The sequence below is a fragment of the Sphingobacterium sp. R2 genome (genome assembly GCF_040760075.1).
Classification (GTDB): Bacteria; Bacteroidota; Bacteroidia; order Sphingobacteriales; family Sphingobacteriaceae; genus Sphingobacterium.
Map to the genome: position 1 here is coordinate 1,255,017 of NZ_CP142884.1, position 17,519 is coordinate 1,272,535.

General features: G+C 38.3%; 20 protein-coding genes. 12 read left to right on the forward strand and 8 right to left on the reverse strand.

From position 1 onward, the window contains the following. Positions 1–37: 37 nt before the first annotated feature. The 5 genes from VXM68_RS05235 to VXM68_RS05255 all read right to left on the reverse strand — a co-directional run bounded on the left by VXM68_RS05235 (position 38) and on the right by VXM68_RS05255 (position 4,644). Positions 38–400 carry a hypothetical protein gene (locus tag VXM68_RS05235; protein ID WP_293955890.1) on the reverse strand — a complete coding sequence of 121 codons (363 nt, stop codon included), beginning with the start codon at positions 398–400 and terminating at the stop codon, positions 38–40. 146 nt (positions 401–546) lie between these two features. Next, the gene (lpxK, locus tag VXM68_RS05240; protein WP_367210635.1) at positions 547–1,596 is read right to left on the reverse strand and encodes a tetraacyldisaccharide 4'-kinase; all 1,050 of its coding nucleotides are present in this window, start codon (positions 1,594–1,596) and stop codon (positions 547–549) included. Then, entirely contained in the window at positions 1,593–2,063 is a 471-nt protein-coding gene (locus VXM68_RS05245) for a gliding motility lipoprotein GldH (RefSeq protein WP_367210636.1), read from the reverse strand. The genes lpxK and VXM68_RS05245 overlap by 4 nt, the downstream gene beginning before the upstream one ends. 52 nt (positions 2,064–2,115) lie before the next feature. Then, complete coding sequence (locus tag VXM68_RS05250; RefSeq protein ID WP_367210637.1) at positions 2,116–3,492, reverse strand: stage 0 sporulation family protein; 1,377 nt, start codon at positions 3,490–3,492, stop codon at positions 2,116–2,118. Positions 3,493–3,498: 6 nt separating this feature from the next. Continuing rightward, complete coding sequence (locus VXM68_RS05255) at positions 3,499–4,644, reverse strand: hypothetical protein (RefSeq protein WP_293955895.1); 1,146 nt, start codon at positions 4,642–4,644, stop codon at positions 3,499–3,501. A 209-nt stretch (positions 4,645–4,853) separates the two neighbouring features. Here VXM68_RS05255 and dnaN point away from each other — a divergent pair, with 209 nt between their 5' ends. The 9 genes from dnaN (at position 4,854) to VXM68_RS05300 (ending at position 12,193) form a co-directional block, all read left to right on the forward strand. Continuing rightward, entirely contained in the window at positions 4,854–5,975 is a 1,122-nt protein-coding gene (gene dnaN, locus VXM68_RS05260) for a DNA polymerase III subunit beta (RefSeq protein WP_088159749.1), read from the forward strand. A gap of 13 nt (positions 5,976–5,988) precedes the next feature. Continuing rightward, positions 5,989–6,651, forward strand: coding sequence for a DedA family protein (locus VXM68_RS05265; protein WP_367210638.1), 663 nt, complete (start codon positions 5,989–5,991; stop codon positions 6,649–6,651). A 24-nt stretch (positions 6,652–6,675) separates the two neighbouring features. Continuing rightward, the gene (locus VXM68_RS05270; RefSeq protein ID WP_367210639.1) at positions 6,676–7,323 is read left to right on the forward strand and encodes a DedA family protein; all 648 of its coding nucleotides are present in this window, start codon (positions 6,676–6,678) and stop codon (positions 7,321–7,323) included. A gap of 282 nt (positions 7,324–7,605) precedes the next feature. Continuing rightward, positions 7,606–8,178, forward strand: coding sequence for a CAP domain-containing protein (locus VXM68_RS05275; protein ID WP_367210640.1), 573 nt, complete (start codon positions 7,606–7,608; stop codon positions 8,176–8,178). An 84-nt stretch (positions 8,179–8,262) separates the two neighbouring features. After that, positions 8,263–9,138 carry a YicC/YloC family endoribonuclease gene (locus VXM68_RS05280; protein WP_294185621.1) on the forward strand — a complete coding sequence of 292 codons (876 nt, stop codon included), beginning with the start codon at positions 8,263–8,265 and terminating at the stop codon, positions 9,136–9,138. A gap of 2 nt (positions 9,139–9,140) precedes the next feature. Continuing rightward, positions 9,141–9,710 carry a guanylate kinase gene (gene gmk / locus VXM68_RS05285; RefSeq protein ID WP_209576974.1) on the forward strand — a complete coding sequence of 190 codons (570 nt, stop codon included), beginning with the start codon at positions 9,141–9,143 and terminating at the stop codon, positions 9,708–9,710. A gap of 4 nt (positions 9,711–9,714) precedes the next feature. Beyond that, positions 9,715–10,290, forward strand: coding sequence for a nicotinate (nicotinamide) nucleotide adenylyltransferase (nadD, locus tag VXM68_RS05290; RefSeq protein ID WP_209576976.1), 576 nt, complete (start codon positions 9,715–9,717; stop codon positions 10,288–10,290). A gap of 186 nt (positions 10,291–10,476) precedes the next feature. Further along, positions 10,477–11,232 carry a hypothetical protein gene (locus VXM68_RS05295; RefSeq protein ID WP_367210643.1) on the forward strand — a complete coding sequence of 252 codons (756 nt, stop codon included), beginning with the start codon at positions 10,477–10,479 and terminating at the stop codon, positions 11,230–11,232. Positions 11,233–11,329: 97 nt separating this feature from the next. Continuing rightward, positions 11,330–12,193, forward strand: a complete 864-nt coding sequence (locus VXM68_RS05300) for an SUMF1/EgtB/PvdO family nonheme iron enzyme (protein ID WP_367210644.1) — start codon at positions 11,330–11,332, stop codon at positions 12,191–12,193. Between the two features lie 82 nt (positions 12,194–12,275). Here VXM68_RS05300 and VXM68_RS05305 read toward each other — a convergent pair whose 3' ends face one another. From VXM68_RS05305 to kduI, 3 genes are read right to left on the reverse strand one after another with little or no spacing between them, the layout of a single operon-like run. After that, complete coding sequence (locus VXM68_RS05305) at positions 12,276–13,040, reverse strand: SDR family oxidoreductase (protein WP_294348026.1); 765 nt, start codon at positions 13,038–13,040, stop codon at positions 12,276–12,278. Positions 13,041–13,045: 5 nt separating this feature from the next. Beyond that, positions 13,046–14,167, reverse strand: coding sequence for a DUF4861 family protein (locus VXM68_RS05310; RefSeq protein WP_367210645.1), 1,122 nt, complete (start codon positions 14,165–14,167; stop codon positions 13,046–13,048). A gap of 1 nt (position 14,168) precedes the next feature. Further along, the gene (gene kduI / locus VXM68_RS05315) at positions 14,169–15,014 is read right to left on the reverse strand and encodes a 5-dehydro-4-deoxy-D-glucuronate isomerase (protein WP_293955905.1); all 846 of its coding nucleotides are present in this window, start codon (positions 15,012–15,014) and stop codon (positions 14,169–14,171) included. Between the two features lie 466 nt (positions 15,015–15,480). Here kduI and surE point away from each other — a divergent pair, with 466 nt between their 5' ends. The 3 genes from surE to VXM68_RS05330 are packed head-to-tail and all read left to right on the forward strand — an operon-like array spanning position 15,481 to position 17,447. Continuing rightward, a complete protein-coding gene (gene surE, locus VXM68_RS05320; protein WP_293955906.1) occupies positions 15,481–16,281 on the forward strand; it encodes a 5'/3'-nucleotidase SurE in 801 nt (266 codons plus the stop codon). Then, positions 16,271–16,531: a hypothetical protein gene (locus VXM68_RS05325; RefSeq protein ID WP_293955907.1), complete on the forward strand. Its 261-nt coding sequence runs from the start codon at positions 16,271–16,273 to the stop codon at positions 16,529–16,531. Before surE ends, VXM68_RS05325 begins: the two co-directional genes overlap by 11 nt. A gap of 46 nt (positions 16,532–16,577) precedes the next feature. Further along, the gene (locus VXM68_RS05330) at positions 16,578–17,447 is read left to right on the forward strand and encodes a 1,4-dihydroxy-6-naphthoate synthase (RefSeq protein ID WP_294185615.1); all 870 of its coding nucleotides are present in this window, start codon (positions 16,578–16,580) and stop codon (positions 17,445–17,447) included. Positions 17,448–17,519 lie beyond the last annotated feature (72 nt).

Here is a 17,519-nt window from a genome sequence, read left to right on the forward strand (position 1 = left end):
GCTTTTTACCCCAAAGACCTGTCTTTCATTGAAAACTCTAGCGTTTAGACATTCTTTCTTTCATTTTTTCTTGTTGTTCATCAAATAACTTAACTTGTTCAGGAGTTAGCCATGATTTGATCTTAGCAGCTTGCATTTCTTGAAGTTGCTTAAATTTCTCCATATTCGCTTTTCTATCCCCACCATCATTTCTTAGTGTAGCCCGTTGTTGAGCCTGACTTAGCGTAAGATTATAGATAGAATCTTTTTGGGTTTGATTGAGGCTTAATAATTTGTCTAAATGCTCTACGCGCATTTTAGCCTGTTCTTCTGGACTACGTTGCTGACGCTGTTGAGCAAAAACAACACCTGTAGCGCTTAAAAATAAACATGCTACTGCCATTAAAATTTTCTTTTTCATCGTTTATATAGTTTATATCACGTGTGCTTGTCGTGGCACAATCATTTGTTCATTAAAGAGCGAGAAGAACTTTTGAGCTTCTCCGCTTTCATATAGAATATAAATTTGATGAAAAGGTTTAGTATAGCAGCTGCTCTTAACAAAATTTAAGGTTGATTAACACTTTGAGCCACTGCATCATGCAGTCTCTTACAAAACAACTTCTGTTGGAGCGTGTCGTGAAACCGAAGTCCGATCGGTAAGTAAACCAGATGAATAGCAGTAAAGTATTTTCTAAAAGGTTTTAAACGTTGAAAGTCTTTTTCAGTTGTCAATATGATTTTGTTGCTACTCGTCGAACTGTGGTATGATTTTACAATTTTATTAATATCAGATTCGTTAAAGGAATGGTGATCTCCAAAGGAAATGTGTTGGATAACATTTGCTTGTTTTTGGAGATAATCTACTAAAGGTTCTGGTTTGGCAATACCAGTAACCAAAATAATGTCTTTGCCTTTAATATCGACTACACTTCCCTTACTATCGATAGGTTCAAGATAGTCAATATAGCTAAATACGATTAATGCTTCTTTGTTATAATACCTGATTTTCTTCTCTATTTGTCTTTTGTCTTCGGTCGGCAGTTCAATTGGACATTTCGTAATGGCTATGATCTGCGCTCGTTTTGCCTCAACAAGCAAATCTCTAAAATTTCCTGTGGGAAATACGAGCATAGGATGTGAAAACGATAGAAAATCAAATAATAATATATTGAAGAGCGGTGATAATTTTCGATGTTGATACGCATCGTCCAATATAACGAGTTGATGAGCGGACTCAAGTTTTTTAATTCCGGTGCAACGATCCTCACAAACCGCAACTGTAATATCTGGAAATTTATTTTTGAATTGTAAGGGCTCATCGCCGACATCCATGGCCACTGAATCCGTCTGTACGAGATAAAAACCTTTTGTACGACGTCCATATCCTCGGCTGAGAATAGCTGTTTTATAGTGACTCTTAAGAATAGAAACCACAAATTCAGTCATTGGGCTTTTCCCTGTTCCCCCTACGGCAAGATTTCCTATAACAACAGTTGGAATATTGAAAGAGCGCGACACAAGCAGCTTATGATCATATAATCTATTTCTTATCCAGACTACCACGGTATAGATCATCGTAAAAGGAAATAATAGATATCGTAATAAGGTTATCATTTTGGAACAACGGTTAGCCCTACATCTGTAATTTCTTTCAACGGATTCTGTTTCATGTGCTGTTCGATAGCAATAGTATAAGTTCCTGTATCCGGAAATAGGTAATCTGTATGGATGACGGATTGATTATTGTACAAGCTGCCGGAAGATTTTCCTATCCATTTTCCATCAGCGCTGGCCATTTTTATTTCTTTACGAAAAGTGTATTGCTTTTTATCTGGACCCAGTTGATAAATAAGTACAAAAAGATTGGAATAGGCATACTCTGGCGTATGACGGACATCCATCAATACATCATATCGTTTATTTTTGTCGGCGATATGAAATTGAAAACTGGGCAATGATGTATTTAGCCAAGCTTTATTACCAATAGGTTTATTTTCATTTATAACAAACGGTTGGTCACAAGAATACCCTATGCCAATACATAACAAACCAAGGAGGAGAGGAGTGCGTTTGAGTTTCATGTCTATTTATATAAAAGAATATGCCTAATGGGTTAAAATTAGGCATATTCTTTTATTCTGCTTTCGGTGTATTATTGTTATTACTGCCTTTGTTTTTATTCCGATGACGATTGAAACGCTTTTTGGGCCTATTATTAGCCCCTTCTTTGCTGTCTTTATTCGCGATTGGGCTAACAACATCGCTTGCTACCTGAGGTTTACCACTTTGTTTTGATGTACTCTGTTCGGGTTTTTCAGCTTTTTGTCCAGTCTTATTTTCAGGTTTACCGGTATTGCTTTTGGATTTTCTCTTTTTCTTTCTTTTATTTCGATCATCAAGTCGGGTTAAGCTATCCTGTCCGACTACATTCTCGTAATCGTGCTTGATATTTTTTTCTTCTTTGATTTCATCAGTATCCATTACACTTGAAATTGCTTCCGGTTTAATGCCCTGCTTATTCATTTCTACAAATTCTCTGACTTGTTGAACGGGTAATGCAATCCAATTTTCTGCTCCAGGAAAAGAGAACCACATCAGTTTTTTGAAGATATCAGTTTTTTGAAGATATGCGACTCCTTTTAGCGTTTCGATGCGGTCTATGTTATTAGGAATATCCTTAAGTGCATCCATATAGCTATCCAATTCATAATTGAGGCAACATTTTAATTTTCCGCATTGTCCTGCTAGCTTCAATGTATTCAGGGATAAGTTTTGATAACGTGCAGCCGATGTGGATACCGTTTTGAAATCTGTTAGCCAGGTTGAACAGCAGAGTTCACGTCCGCATGAACCAATACCACCAAGGCGACTGGCTTCTTGTCGCATACCGATCTGGCGCATTTCAATGCGTATCCTAAACGCTTCAGCCATTTTTTTAATGAGCTCGCGGAAATCTACACGACCCTCAGCAGTATAATAGAAGGTAGCCTTCGTTTTATCCCCCTGATAATCGACATCGGATATTTTCATCGATAAACCCAAATCCAGCGCGAGTTTGCGCGCCTTGTGCATGGTTTCCCATTCGAGATCTTTTGCCGCGTTATACTTCTCAACATCAACCTCATTAGGCTTCCGATAGATTTTTTTTGTCACCATCTCAGGGGTAACATTATTCTTTTTGAGCTGTAGTCTAACCAATTCACCCGTTAAGGAGACATGGCCGACATCATAGCCCCCTGTAGAGGGCTCAACAACAACCATCTCACCCATTTCAAGGTAGATATTGTCTACATTAATAAAGAAATCTTTTCGCGATCCCTTAAATCGTACTTCGACGATATTAAATGGTTTATAGTTTGAAGGCATATCCATATCGGAAAGCCAGTCATATACATCTAATTTATTACATCCGCTAGTCATGCAAGAGCCATTGTTCTGACATCCTGCCGGTGTACCATTTACCGTGGTAGTACCGCAACCTCCGCCGGATGAGCAACTGCCACATCCCATAGTTTTCTATATTATATATTGAGTTCCTTTCGGAAACGTTTTGTACTTGTATATTAATGTTAACTGCAAAGATAAATCTAAAAATAATATTTTGGGATTTGCATTTCTTTCTATAAAATAATGTGTTTCCTCCAATAGATTTATAGTTGCTTCAATTTGTTCAAGGGTATAATGTACGGCAAATTTCTGAACAAAATCCAGTTCTTTCGCCGGTAAGAATACGAGATTGGAAAGCCCCTCTTTGATCAATATGATTTGACGCATCATACTGATTGCATAAAAAAGAAAGCTTTTTTGGTTTTCTCGACCAATTTTTGATAGCTCTTCTTCCACCAAGGAAATCATATTGGTCCCAGCATCCGAGACGATAAAACGAAGCCAGTTTACTAAAATACCAAAATGATTATTAGTCTGCGCGTGCAATAGGTTCATTGCTTCCTGAAGATTTCCATCTGCAATAAAAGCAATTTCTGCTGCTTCTTGATCTGAAAGCTGATGTACATTCTTTAGATGCAGCGTGACCTCACTATGATCTAATTTTTTAATCTTGACCAATTGTGTGCGCGATATGATTGTATTTAATATTTTGTCCTGATTTTCTGCAACGAGGATAAAGAGCGTCTTTTCGGGTGGTTCTTCGATCAGCTTCAATAAGGCATTGCCTTGCGTATCGAGGTATTCAGGAAGCCACATAATTAAAACCTTATAATCAGCTTCAAAAGATTTGAGACTTAACTTCTTGATAATAGCATGGGCTTCGGCAATATTGATATTGACTTGTTTGTTGTCTGCATCCAATCGGCTGCGCCAATACTCCAATCCCATGTATGGATTGGATAAAAAGGATTTTCTCCACTTGTCTGCATAATCCGTTGCTGTGTCTTCCTTGTGTTTGGCTATAAAAGGGTAAGACATATGTAGATCGGGATGGATCAGCTTGTTATATTTTCTACAGGAGGGGCATTCGCCACAACTATCGGTTTCCTGTCGATTTTCGCAATTTAAAAACTGCGCATACGCATAGGCTAAAGCAAGACTGCCCGAACCTTCGGGACCAAGAAATAATTGCGCATGACTCACACGATTTTCCTTAACCGTGCGAACTAAATGTTCTTTGATGTCTTTATGCCCAATGATCTCTTTAAACTGCATACAATACCGCTATTATACAAATGTAATAAATATTGTGATTTATCGGGCCGAATTTGCTTTCTATCCTTGTGTTGCTGTGCTTATTGATTGAAATACAAATGCTTATTTGAGCCACTGAAATCTGTTGATGTGGAAAGAAAGCAGCCTATAAAACTGAAAAATATTGATTAATTTGTGTATTATTGCACATAATAATTAGTATTCAGGAAATGAGATTCATTGTATCAACATCAATTTTATTAAAGCAGTTACAAGCTATCAATGGCGCGTCCAGTACAAGTACTGTTTTGCCTATCTTGGAAAACTTTCTTTTTGAAATAAAAGACAATAACTTGACTATTTCTGCTACAGATCTGCAAACAAGTATGGTTACTTCTTTACAGATCGAAGCAAAAGAAGAAGGAAGAGTAGCCATGCCTTCGAAGATATTGATTGAGACATTAAAAACCTTGCCCGATCAACCTGTTGCATTTTCAGTAGACATGAATACTTTGGCTATTGAGATCAGTGCGGGTGATGGAAAATATAAATTGAGTGGAGAAAATGCGGACGATTTTCCTAAAATTCCTTCCATCGATAATGGTTCGGTTATTCAGATGCCAGCACCGATCTTGTCAGAAGCTATCAGTAAAACGATCTTTGCCGTCAGTAACGACGAATTGAGACCAGCTATGTCTGGTGTATTGGTGCAATTGGCAGAAAAAAATGTCACGTTTGTTTCTACTGATGCGCATAAATTGGTGCGTTACTCGAGAACGGATATTGGTGCTGAGAAGCCTGCGTCCCTTATTTTACCGAAAAAGGCGCTTTCATTGCTTAAATCGTCACTACCATCCGATGATGTTACCGTATCCATAGAATATAATCAAACCAATGCGTTCTTTAGCTTTGGCAATATTAATTTGATCTGTCGTTTAATCGATGAACGTTATCCAGATTATGCAGCTGTGATTCCTCAAGTTAATCCTAACAAATTGACCGTAGACCGATTATTGTTTTTAAATACCTTGAGACGCGTGGTGATTTTTGCTAATAAAACCACACATCAGGTGCGCTTGAAGATCTCGGGAAGTGAATTGCATATATCAGCAGAAGATTTAGATTTTTCTAACGAAGCGCATGAACGTTTATCCTGTCAATTTGAAGGTGACGATATGGAAATTGGTTTTAATGCCAAGTTCCTCGTTGAGATGTTAAATAACCTGGAGAGTGAAGAAGTTGTTCTGGAAATGAGTACGCCAAATCGTGCTGGTTTATTGATTCCAGCAGTATCGGAAGATCATGAAGATATTTTGATGTTGGTGATGCCGGTTATGTTAAACAACGCTTAATCTTTATCACGGTTTGGAACTAATTACGCATCTCATTGATTTTATTCTCCATATCGACAAACATCTGGTGGAAATAGTCAATGATTATCAGACTTGGACCTACCTTATTCTGTTTCTTATTATTTTCGTGGAAACAGGTGTGGTTGTGATGCCTTTTTTGCCAGGAGATTCTTTATTATTTGCTGCGGGTATGCTAGCCGCACAGCCAAATGATCTCAATGTATGGCTGATGATTTTTATCTTGTTAGTAGCTGCAGTTTCGGGTGATTCCCTGAATTATTCTATCGGAAAGCATTTTGGTATGCGCCTAACAAAATTTAAACTCTTCGGTAAGCAAGTTGTCAAAGACGAGCAGATTGCCAAAACCCATTCTTTTTATGAGAAATATGGTAGTAAAACTATCGTTATTGCGCGTTTTGTACCCATTGTTCGCACGCTAGCTCCTTTCGTTGGTGGTATTGGAAAGATGAATTATGGTACCTTCATCACTTATAACGTTGTAGGAGCGGTATTGTGGGTAGGTGGTATAACGCTTGCTGGATTTTTTTTGGGAAATATTCCTATTATACGCGAAAACTTCTCGAAGGTGGTGTTGATCATTATTTTTTTATCTGTATTGCCCATAATCTTTGAGCTAATAAAAGAAAAATTCAAATCAAAAAAAGGAGTCTTATAAGACTCCTTTTTTTATATATGGAAAATGGAAATCGTTTCACAATTCATAGATGTCATATTGCATATTGATCAGCATCTTTTGCAGCTGATCAATAGTTATGAAAATTGGACCTACCTGATTTTATTTTTAATCATCTTTGCAGAGACAGGATTGGTGGTTACCCCATTTCTACCCGGAGATTCTGTTTTATTTGCTCTGGGAGCTATAGTCGCTCGTCCAGATTGTCATATTTCTCTGTTGTTGATTGTTTTGATCCTAATTCTTGCTGCTATTTCCGGGGATTTTGTGAATTATGAAATCGGTAAATATGTTGGAATGAGGGTTTTTAAACCAGGATCGAAGATATTCAGACCTTCTTATCTTCAAAAAACACAAAATTTCTATGCTAAGCACGGAACGAGGACCATTATTTATGCCCGATTTGTACCCGTTGTCAGAACTTTTGCACCATTTGTAGCAGGTATTGGCAGAATGTCCTACAAAACCTTTGGTAAATACAATATTTTAGGCGGCGCATTATGGGTATTAGTTTTTACGCTTTCAGGTTATTATTTTGGGCAGATCCCATTTTTCAAGCATAATTTTTCGCTAGTTATTTTGGCCGTTATTTTTATGAGCTTAATACCCATGCTTGTACAGTTTTTATCGGCTAAAAATTCAAAAAAAGATTAAACGTTGCATACTAAATATCGTCTTTTAAGGTTAAAGGGTAAGTACGAATTATTGTTACTTGAGAAGTACTAAGGTTGATGGCCGAGCAATTGTTTTAAAAAAGCTTTTGAGTAAACGAGGCAAATAAAATCGGCAGTATACTCGTATTTACCATTGAAAGGGCATTTTTTTTCTGTATGATTGATCCATGCTCGCATCTAAATGTGGGAATGTGAATGATCTGGTTATTGCTTTATACAAGAAAGTTGTGCAGCACGAGCTTATGAAAATAACTATTTAGGTATGAATTATTTGGTTTTAGCATTTACCATGTTTTTTACACAGTTCGCTTTAGCACAGCGTGTTGTTGTCGATCACCGTCAAGCGCGGGAGGCCTATGAACTATTGAACAACATTCGTACAAATCCAGAGAAGTATACGAAAGAACTGAACCTTTTTAATTTACAGAAGATAAAACGGACTAAACTCAATTGGAATAAACAGTTGGCAGAGGTTGCCGTTTATCGCGCAAAAGATATGGCCAAGCGCTCGTATTTTGACCACGTATCGCCGGAGGGCTACGGACCTAATTATTTCATAGAAGAGGCCGGTTATAAACTTAATCCCGAATGGTTGTCAAAACGAAGCGCAAACAATTTTGAATCGATTGCTGCCAATCGAGCGAGCGCTACAGCTGCGGTTAAAGCTTTGATTATAGGAAAAGAGTCTCCGGGCTATCACCACCGTACCCATTTATTGGGTATGGATCAGTGGAATGCTTCTTTATATGATATTGGAATTGGTTATGTCGAATGCAAAGGGGCAAAGCCCTATGAAAGTTACTTAGTCGTTATCATTGCTAAACATGATTGGTAAAAATGACGAACCTTAATTTAAGGAGTATCAGCAATTAATCCCTTTAGGGTATTCAATTTTTACTGAAAAGTCATACCTTTGCATATGATAAAATCCATGACAGGATATGGCACTGCATCTGCCGATAACGGTATAGTCAAATATAGTGTCGAAATAAAGTCCTTAAATTCAAAATTTCTTGAATTAAATCTTCGCTTGCCCAAAATCGTTTCAGACAAGGAATTGACCCTGCGTACTGAATGTAGTAAACTTATTGAGCGAGGTAAAGTCAATTTGACTGTGATGGTTGAATACACGGATCAAACCGCTAAAGCTTCTTCCATTAATGCTGATTTACTCAAAAAATACTATAATCAGTTGCAGCAAATTGCTGTGGAACTCAATGATACGAATGTCAATCTGTTTGAACTTGCATTAAATATGCCGGAGGTAATTACCAACAATGATGATTCGGTCGATGATGAAGAGGCTAAAGTATTGATGGATGCTTTTTATGACGCCGTCAAACGCTTCAATACCTTCCGTGAGGATGAGGGAAATGTACTTGCCGGAGACCTAAAAAAGCGCGCGGAGCTAATCTTAGCTTATCTTGCCGAAGTAGAATTGTTGGAAGTTGAGCGCATACCTTTGATCAGACAGCGTATCGAGCAATTTTTGAATGATACCATTGGCAAAGAAAATGTTGATCAAAATAGATTCGAACAGGAACTGGTGTACTACATCGACAAATTGGATGTGACCGAAGAAAAAGTTAGACTGCGTTCCCACTGCAACTACTTTTTAAAAGCGTTTGATTCAGCCGATTCAAACGGAAAAAAATTAGGTTTTATTTCACAAGAAATGGGTCGGGAAATCAATACCCTTGGTTCTAAAGCCAATCATGCCGGCATTCAGCAGATTGTGGTCAGAATGAAAGAAGAATTGGAAAAAATAAAAGAGCAATTGCTCAACGTATTGTAAGAATGAGCGGTAAATTAATAATTTTCTCAGCACCGTCGGGAGCTGGAAAAACAACAATAGTAAGAGATCTTTTAAGTAAACATGGTGATAAGATTGAGTTTTCCATTTCAGCTAGTACCCGTGACCCAAGAGGGCAGGAAGTGAATGGAAAAGATTACTATTTTATGTCCAAAGAAGAATTTTTACATAAAGTAGCGAAACAAGAGTTCATTGAATTTGAAGAAGTATATTCTGGAACATTTTATGGAACTTTGCGATCGGAAATAGAACGTATTTGGAAAGAAGGTAAACACGTTATTTTTGATATCGATGTTGTTGGTGGATTACGTTTAAAATCAAAATTTCCTGAACAGGCGATTTCTATTTTCGTCCAACCGCCGTCACTGGAAGTTCTTAAAGAACGTTTGACAGGACGTGGAACGGATTCCGAGGATAAATTAAAAGAACGCTTTGCTAAGGCCGAATTGGAACTTACCTATGCCAATAAATTTGATGTTATCTTAAAGAATTTTGATTTAGCTACAGCCTGTGCCGAAGCTGAAGATATTGTAATGGAATTTATCAATAAATAAATTCATGCGAAAGATTGGTTTGTTCTTCGGATCTTTTAATCCAGTGCACATAGGGCATTTGATTATAGCCAATTATATGGCCAATTTTACTGGATTGGACGAAGTTTGGTTTGTCGTCTCTCCACAGAATCCATTTAAAAAGAAATCTACCTTGGCAGATCCTTACGATCGATTAGAAATGTTAAATCTAGCGTTGGAAGATTGTGATCATCTGCGGGTCTGTGATGTTGAGTTCCATTTACCAATACCGTCCTATACAATTGATACATTGACACATCTTAAAGAAAAATATCCAAACAGGGAATTTGTACTGCTCATGGGACAAGATAATTTGGATTCTTTAGCGAAGTGGAAGAATGCAGATATTATCTTGCGTGATTATCAGATTTATGTTTATCCAAGGCCTGGGTACGATACTGAAAAATTTAAAGACCATCCCGCTATCACACTGACGGATACACCATTAATGGAATTGTCATCTACTTTTTTACGAAGAGCCATTAAAGAAAATAAAAATATTCAATTTTTTACACCCCAAAAGGTGATTGAGTTTATCGATAAAAAAGGTTTATATTCTTAATATATAAACGTATACATAAAATATACTATCCCCGGGTTTCATTAAATCTGGGGCTTTTTTTTATCCGGAATGGGATCATTGTAATTACGGTAGGTGGAGCCATAATCTAGCAGATAATAGCATATAAAAGGAATAGTTTTTGTAGCGATAATTTCTTTATTTTTAAAATACAACAAATCATACGTTATGAAAAGGGGACTTTTATTTTTTATTTCTTTCCTGTGTTGGATGAATGGTTCTGCGCAAACGGCTCAAGAGGATGAAAATGGCCTTTATATGGATCCTGCTGCGATTGAAATGCGTAGTAAAATGACCATACCACCCTATGGTCTGACCAAAGTAAAAGCATTAATTGCCAAGATTATTCCTGAGGAAGATAACGAAACAACCGATGCCAGTATAAATGCAATTCCAGCAACAGATTTCAGCAGATTATCACTGCGCGAAAAGTTTACCTATACCATGATTCATGCAGAACGATATGCGCAGAATTGCGCTATACCTGAATATCAGACTCAAGTTGACAAAAAAATATTTGGAACATTATTGGACGGTTTTAATGAAACTTCCTGGTCTCAAAGACAGACTGATTTTTTAAATGAAAATAGGGATTCCGTAATGAAGCTTATCCAGGAATCTGTGCTCCGGAGCAAACGAATGGGAGTAAATTATAAGCATGCACTAGTGGAGATCAATGCTTGGGAAATGATTCCTTTTATTATTGATTATGCCAAGAAAACACCAAAAGATAAAGATGCGCTGACGTTGCTGATGTTACTCATGAAGCGTGGCGAATATCAGGAATTTACAACGTCTACTTCTTTTAAAAAACTATATGGTGAAAATAGCAACTATTACTCTTATCTAAACTATAATAAAGAGAATGAGGCCTTGATCTTTAAACGGGCCCTGAATTATTACAACTATAGAAAAGGTAAATAGGCGATTCGGTTTTAAAAATCGCAGTATGATGAATAGGGTCAAATAAGAGGTATAATATAGAAGCCGTAAAAGTGTATTATAACCAATGCTAATGATTATGAAAAAGCTGTTCTATGTGATTGGTTTGTTTTTTTTATATCTCCGTTGTGAAGCGCAAGCTGGAAAATATATCCAAATTCCAGCAGGAAATTATCATTTGGGTGAAGTAAACAGTATAGAGAATCCCAAAAGGGCTGTACATATTGATTCCTTTTGGATTTCGGAGTTTGAGCTGACGAACGCTGAATTTGAGAAATTTATTCTGGCAACAGGTTATAAGACCTTAGCAGAACGCTATCACAATGCCATGGTCTTTGAGCCTGGCTTGCCAGAGTTTCGTTGGCTACCCGACAGCACGGCTTATTGGCGCTTTCCCAACGGTATAAGTCGCGGCGGAATCGAAACCAAAATGGATCACCCTGTTACCTGTATCTCCTATAAAGATGTGCTGGCCTATTGTACATGGGCGGATTGCAGATTGCCCACTTTTGACGAATGGGAGGTGGCGGCTAGGGCAGGAAGCGAAGGCCCCTATTTCGACGGTTTCACTAAGGAGAATATGGCCGATTATGCCAATGTTTGGCATGGAAAAGATCATTTGAAAGCCGATTATTCCGATGGTTATCTTTATACTTCACCTGTTGGAAAATTCAATCCCAATCCATGGGGGCTTTATGATATCTTCGGAAATGTCTTTGAGTTTTGCACCGGAAGGCTTGAAAGAGATGGCAACCGTTCTGTTGCCCATGCCCGTGGAGGCTCTTGGTGGTGTAGTAAAAATAGCTGTGCAGCTTTCAATAGCGTTTATATAGGTTCTGTACATCCAAATGCATCGTTTAGCAATCTGGGATTTAGAACCGTAAAAAACTCTCATGATTCCTTTGGATCAAAAACGGGCATGAAAGTTCTTGATGGCCTTTGAAAACAGACAGTTTTGGAAAAAAAGTCTTTATCTCGAGAGATAAAGACTTTTAAAGCAAACTAATCCACTATGGATTGATCATTTATCTCCCCATCCAACCACCATCTACGGTAAGAATGGTTCCATGGACATAGTCGGAAGCTCTGGAAGCAAGGAATACTGCCGGTCCTTTGAAATCTTCGGGTGTTCCCCAGCGGCCTGCAGGGATACGACTCAAAATGGACCTCGAACGTTCGGGATCTTCTCTAAGGGCCTCGGTATTGTCCGTAGCAATATAGCCTGGAGCAAATCCGTTTACATTGACACCTTTGGATGCCCACTCATTAGCAAAAGCCTTTACCATAGATCCTATGGCACCTTTCGAGGCCGCATATCCTGGAACATTAATGCCTCCTTGGAACGTTAATAAAGACGCTGTAAATATGATCTTTCCAGTTCCACGTGAAATCATATCCTTCCCAATTTCACGGGTTAATATAAATTGCGCATTTTGATTGATTTCAATGATTTCATCCCAGTATTCATCCGGATGTTCAGCGGCTGGTTTTCGGAGTATATTTCCAGCATTGTTACACAGAATATCGATCGTTGGATGGTCTGATTTTACTTTCTCAATAAAGCTGTAAAGCGCTGTCCGCTTAGAAAAATCGCACTGATAGGCATAGAAATTTTTGCCCAATGCTTTTACGGATTTTTCTACAGCCGAGCCTTCAATTTCTAACGACGCTGAGACTCCAATAATATCTGCTCCGGCTTCAGCCAATGCCTCGGCGATTGCCTTGCCAATTCCCCTCTTGCAGCCAGTCACCAAGGCTACTTTTCCACTCAAGTCAAAAGATTGCAGTATGGACATTATTTTGAATATTTTATTGTTAATGGTTGATCTAAATTATTTCTGAATGTTTTGACATAGGACTGCCACTGGTCAAAATTGGTTATTTTACCCGCTTTGTTGAAAGCAGCACCTGCAAAATAAACAAGGGGTTTATTGTTTTTGACCGTTGTGGCTAGTAAAAATTGTTTCGGGCTATCCTTAAATACATACTTTACATCTGGAAGAATAACAGCAGTGCCTGTAATCTTGTCTCCTTCGGCAGGCTCCCAATACGCTAAAATCCCATTTTTTTCATCGTTTAAAACTTGAGGTTTTTCTTCTTTTCTCTTAGCGATTCCCACCACAACTGGAGTGGAACCCGACGTGGTGTTTTTGACCGAATAGCTTATTTTATTCAATTGGCTGCCAGCGTCTAAAGAAATCGTTTTTTCAACTTGTAATTGCTGGCCTTTTACACGTTCAGGCTCATGAATAAGTTTGAATGTGGTGCGTAAAGGACCATTATCTAATACCTCGTACTGGCGATAATGTTTATGGTATACGACCTCTTCGCCAAAGAATGGTGTCGCGTCGCCAACCCCTAAAGTTTGTCCAACGGAATAATAGTCCAAGCCTTTTCCGTGATCAGCATGATAATCGCCGGTTTTATACCATTCGTCAATAACAAGATCATTGGTCCGCTTTGCCCAAAAATCAAAACCTTGTGCATCTTCGGAGCTGCCCTCTAGAGCCTTTCCATAGGCTCTGAATGCTGCAATGTCATTTTCCCATGCAAAATCATCCTTCCTTTCGGGGATATATCTCGCGTAGGTTTTGGAGGAAAATGCGGTGGGCTTATTGCCATTCACACCAAATGTCAATGAACTTTTGGGTAGGATGGCGATCTGTATCAATACGTTTTGAGCTGTGTTCTTTCCTAATTTTTCAAGCTGATAAGCTAATTCTTTTTGATCCTTATCGACAATTGTAAACACACCACCCTTTAGATCGAAATGTTTTTCGAAGGTTGCATAGGGAATACTGACCAGCTCCATTCTACTTCTAGCACTGGGGTTGCTTACGGTAATTGTTTTGTTATTCTGCGATAAGGCAATCGTTGAGAGCCCAAGCGCTAAACTTAATACTAATAATTTTTTCATATCACTTCAATTCTGTAATAGCACATTTGTCCATATCATCATAATCTAGATTTTCGCCGGCCATACCCCATATGAAGGTGTAATTTGAAGTTCCCGCCCCTGAGTGAATAGACCATGGCGGTGAAATGACAGCTTGGTCGTTTTGCATCCAAATATGTCTTGTTTCATCAATAGGCCCCATGAAATGCGATACAGCCTGTCCTTCAGGTAATTCAAAATAGAAATAGACTTCCATACGACGATCATGTGTATGCGATGGCATGGTATTCCATACCGATCCAGGCTTCAACTCGGTCATCCCCATCTGTAACTGACAAGTTTGTACCACTTTGTTTAATAACATCTGATTAATTGTGCGGTGGTTGGACGTCTCTAATGATCCCAATTCTATTTTATTTGCATCTTCTTTCGTTACTTTTTTAGTAGGGTAACTGCAATGTGCAGGTGTTGAGTTTAAATAGAACTTTGCGGGCTGCGCGGCATCTTTGCTTGAAAAATATACTTCCTGAGCCCCCTGTCCAATATAGAGCGCTTCTTTGGTATTCAGATCGTAGGTAACACCGTCAACTTCTACCTGTCCGTTTCCTCCAACATTGATAATACCCAATTCTCTTCTCGAAAGGAAGTAAGGTTCTTTTAATAATGCCGAGATGGTCTCTAATTTGATTTTTGAACTTACCGGCATCGCCCCTCCAGCCATATAGCGGTCATAGTGGGTATAGACAAAATGAATTTTATCTGCTTCAAAAACTTTTTCAATTAGAAAATTTTCTCTTAATCCTTGTGTGTCTAAAGTTTTGTATTCTTTGGGCCCTATTGCATAGCGGGATTCAAAATTAACGCTCATAACTGAATTATTTTTTTGTTTGAATGCTAAATTTAAGACTAATATTTATCAATAACGATACAATGTTACGCAAACGATGTCGTAGCACCGTGGGGTTTTATTTTTGCTCAGCAAGCTCCTATTTAACGCCCGGATGTTTGTATAACAACTTTCCACCAATTCCTATATTAACAAGGAGATAACAGGGGGTTTACAGGGGGATAGCAGGGGGTTAACAGGGGTTTACCCCTGTTAACCCCCTGCTACTACCTTATAAAGATGATTAAATAGCAGGGTTAATGGTAGATTTGGTGTTATTTTGATAAGATGTTGGTAGTATTCGCATAACTAGAAAGAATAATTGGTGGTTGTATGAATATTATTTACATCTCGGTTTCAGATTTACTAACTTCGTAAATGGGGATAGAGAAATATCGCAATGAGGTGGATATACACGATGACCCGATGAATAAAAAATAATTTACATATGAAGCCCAATATTTTAGTTGTTAATGACGACGGTATCACAGCCCCAGGTATCAAGGTGTTGTTGGAGGAAATGCAGAAAATAGGAAATGTTGTCGTCGTTGCTCCAGATTCTGCACAATCTGGTATGGGGCACGCCATCACACTTGGCAGGCCGTTACGTTTAGATAAAATCAATTTATATGAAGGGGTTGAAATGTATCAGTGTTCAGGGACGCCGGTAGATTGTGTCAAGCTGGCTGTCAATAAAGTTTTCAAAGGTCAAAAGCCGGATATCTGTGTATCGGGCATTAATCATGGTCTCAATAATTCCATTAATGTGTTGTATTCCGGCACCATGTCTGCTGCGGTAGAAGGAGCGATCGAAGGGATTCCTTCCATTGGTTTCTCGTTAGATAACTTTTCCCGTGATGCTGATTTTAGCCCTTGTAGGCCTTATGTGATATCTATTACTGAACAGGTATTGGCAAACGGACTCCCTAAAAATACCCTGCTGAATGTCAATTTTCCACAAACTTCGGGTTTTAAAGGTATTAAAATTTGTAGGCAGGCTGGAGGGCATTGGGTGGAGGAGTTTGATGAACGAATTGATCCCCATAATCGCGATTATTACTGGACAACAGGTAAATTTGTGTTGCAGGACAGAGGAGAAGATACCGATTGTTTTGCTTTAGCCAATGGCTATGTATCTGTCGTTCCTACACAGTTTGATATGACGGCGCATCATGCCATTCCTGAACTGAATTCGTGGAGTTTTGACCATCTTGAAGAAAAGAGTAGCAGTCGGAAACGTGAAAAATAATTTTTGGATAGGTTTGGGTATCGGTGCTGCATTTCCAGTATTGGCTCATATATTGGTACGTTTCACGGATCTTGCACTTCACTTTTTACCCGAGAAGCCTATGGCTATCTATACCATAGCCGTACTGATAAATTTAGTGCTATTACGTTTTGCTTATCGGTCGGGAAACGATCAACTTGGAAAGGGAATTATTGCAAGTACTTTCTTGGCGATGATTATCTATCTGATAACGCATAAAATTACGGTTTGATTAAATTTGTAAAACTCATCGGATTGATGGGAAAAATTTGTACAACATGAAATTAACATTAGGATTTTCTCCATGTCCCAATGATACATTTATTTTTGATGCATTGATTCATCATAAGATAGATACTAAGGGATTGGATTTTGAAGTGGAATATCACGATGTGGAGACCTTAAACTTAAAAGCTTTTCAAGGCGAGCTTGATATTACCAAACTAAGTTATCATGCTTTTGCCTATGCTGTTGAGGACTATGAATTGCTCGATGCAGGGAGTGCGCTGGGCTTTGGTGTGGGGCCCATGCTAATTACGAAAGATCCAAAGATGGCGAAATTACTTCAACAAAAATTGGAACGCGCAGAAAGCATGGAAGCATTCGATCAATTGAAAATTGGCTATCCAGGAAAATATACAACGGCTAATTTTTTATTGAGCTTGGCTTTCCCTGAGTTGAAAAATAAAATAGAACTGGTTTTTTCTGATATTGAAGGCGCCTTATTGGATGGTTCTATTGATTTAGGATTGATTATTCACGAAAATAGATTCACCTATGCGGAAAAAGGATTGCATAAAGTTGTCGATCTCGGGGACTATTGGGAGAAAACGACAAAATTTCCGATTCCTCTTGGCGGAATTGTCGTAAAACGTAGTCTGCCGCAAGAAGTAAAAGATACATTGAATACAATCTTGAAAGAAAGTGTTGAGTTTGCCTTTGCCAATCCGAAGTCTGGTCTGGAGTTTATTCGCGCACATGCACAGGAAATGAGTGAAGAGGTGATGTACAAGCATATCGAACTTTACGTCAATAAATATTCAGTAGCGTTGGGTATTGAAGGACGTAACGCAATTACCAAGATGTTTGAAAAGGCTCAGGAACTCGGTTTTATACCGCATTCGGAAAAGAAATTATTTTTGTCATAAGTTAGCTGCTACCAATAGGTCCTTATATTGTGTTCAAAAAAGCATGTAAAATGCACTAAACGAACACAAATA

Coding starts and splice junctions, on each gene's coding strand:
- VXM68_RS05235 (WP_293955890.1), bottom strand. CDS start 400: ATGAAAAAGAAAATTTTAATGGCAGTAGCATGTTTATTTTTAAGCGCT.
- lpxK (WP_367210635.1), bottom strand. CDS start 1,596: ATGATAACCTTATTACGATATCTATTATTTCCTTTTACGATGATCTAT.
- VXM68_RS05245 (WP_367210636.1), bottom strand. CDS start 2,063: ATGAAACTCAAACGCACTCCTCTCCTCCTTGGTTTGTTATGTATTGGC.
- VXM68_RS05250 (WP_367210637.1), bottom strand. CDS start 3,492: ATGGGATGTGGCAGTTGCTCATCCGGCGGAGGTTGCGGTACTACCACG.
- VXM68_RS05255 (WP_293955895.1), bottom strand. CDS start 4,644: ATGCAGTTTAAAGAGATCATTGGGCATAAAGACATCAAAGAACATTTA.
- dnaN (WP_088159749.1), top strand. CDS start 4,854: ATGAGATTCATTGTATCAACATCAATTTTATTAAAGCAGTTACAAGCT.
- VXM68_RS05270 (WP_367210639.1), top strand. CDS start 6,676: ATGGAAATCGTTTCACAATTCATAGATGTCATATTGCATATTGATCAG.
- VXM68_RS05275 (WP_367210640.1), top strand. CDS start 7,606: ATGAATTATTTGGTTTTAGCATTTACCATGTTTTTTACACAGTTCGCT.
- VXM68_RS05280 (WP_294185621.1), top strand. CDS start 8,263: ATGATAAAATCCATGACAGGATATGGCACTGCATCTGCCGATAACGGT.
- gmk (WP_209576974.1), top strand. CDS start 9,141: ATGAGCGGTAAATTAATAATTTTCTCAGCACCGTCGGGAGCTGGAAAA.
- nadD (WP_209576976.1), top strand. CDS start 9,715: ATGCGAAAGATTGGTTTGTTCTTCGGATCTTTTAATCCAGTGCACATA.
- VXM68_RS05295 (WP_367210643.1), top strand. CDS start 10,477: ATGAAAAGGGGACTTTTATTTTTTATTTCTTTCCTGTGTTGGATGAAT.
- VXM68_RS05300 (WP_367210644.1), top strand. CDS start 11,330: ATGAAAAAGCTGTTCTATGTGATTGGTTTGTTTTTTTTATATCTCCGT.
- VXM68_RS05310 (WP_367210645.1), bottom strand. CDS start 14,167: ATGAAAAAATTATTAGTATTAAGTTTAGCGCTTGGGCTCTCAACGATT.
- kduI (WP_293955905.1), bottom strand. CDS start 15,014: ATGAGCGTTAATTTTGAATCCCGCTATGCAATAGGGCCCAAAGAATAC.
- surE (WP_293955906.1), top strand. CDS start 15,481: ATGAAGCCCAATATTTTAGTTGTTAATGACGACGGTATCACAGCCCCA.
- VXM68_RS05330 (WP_294185615.1), top strand. CDS start 16,578: ATGAAATTAACATTAGGATTTTCTCCATGTCCCAATGATACATTTATT.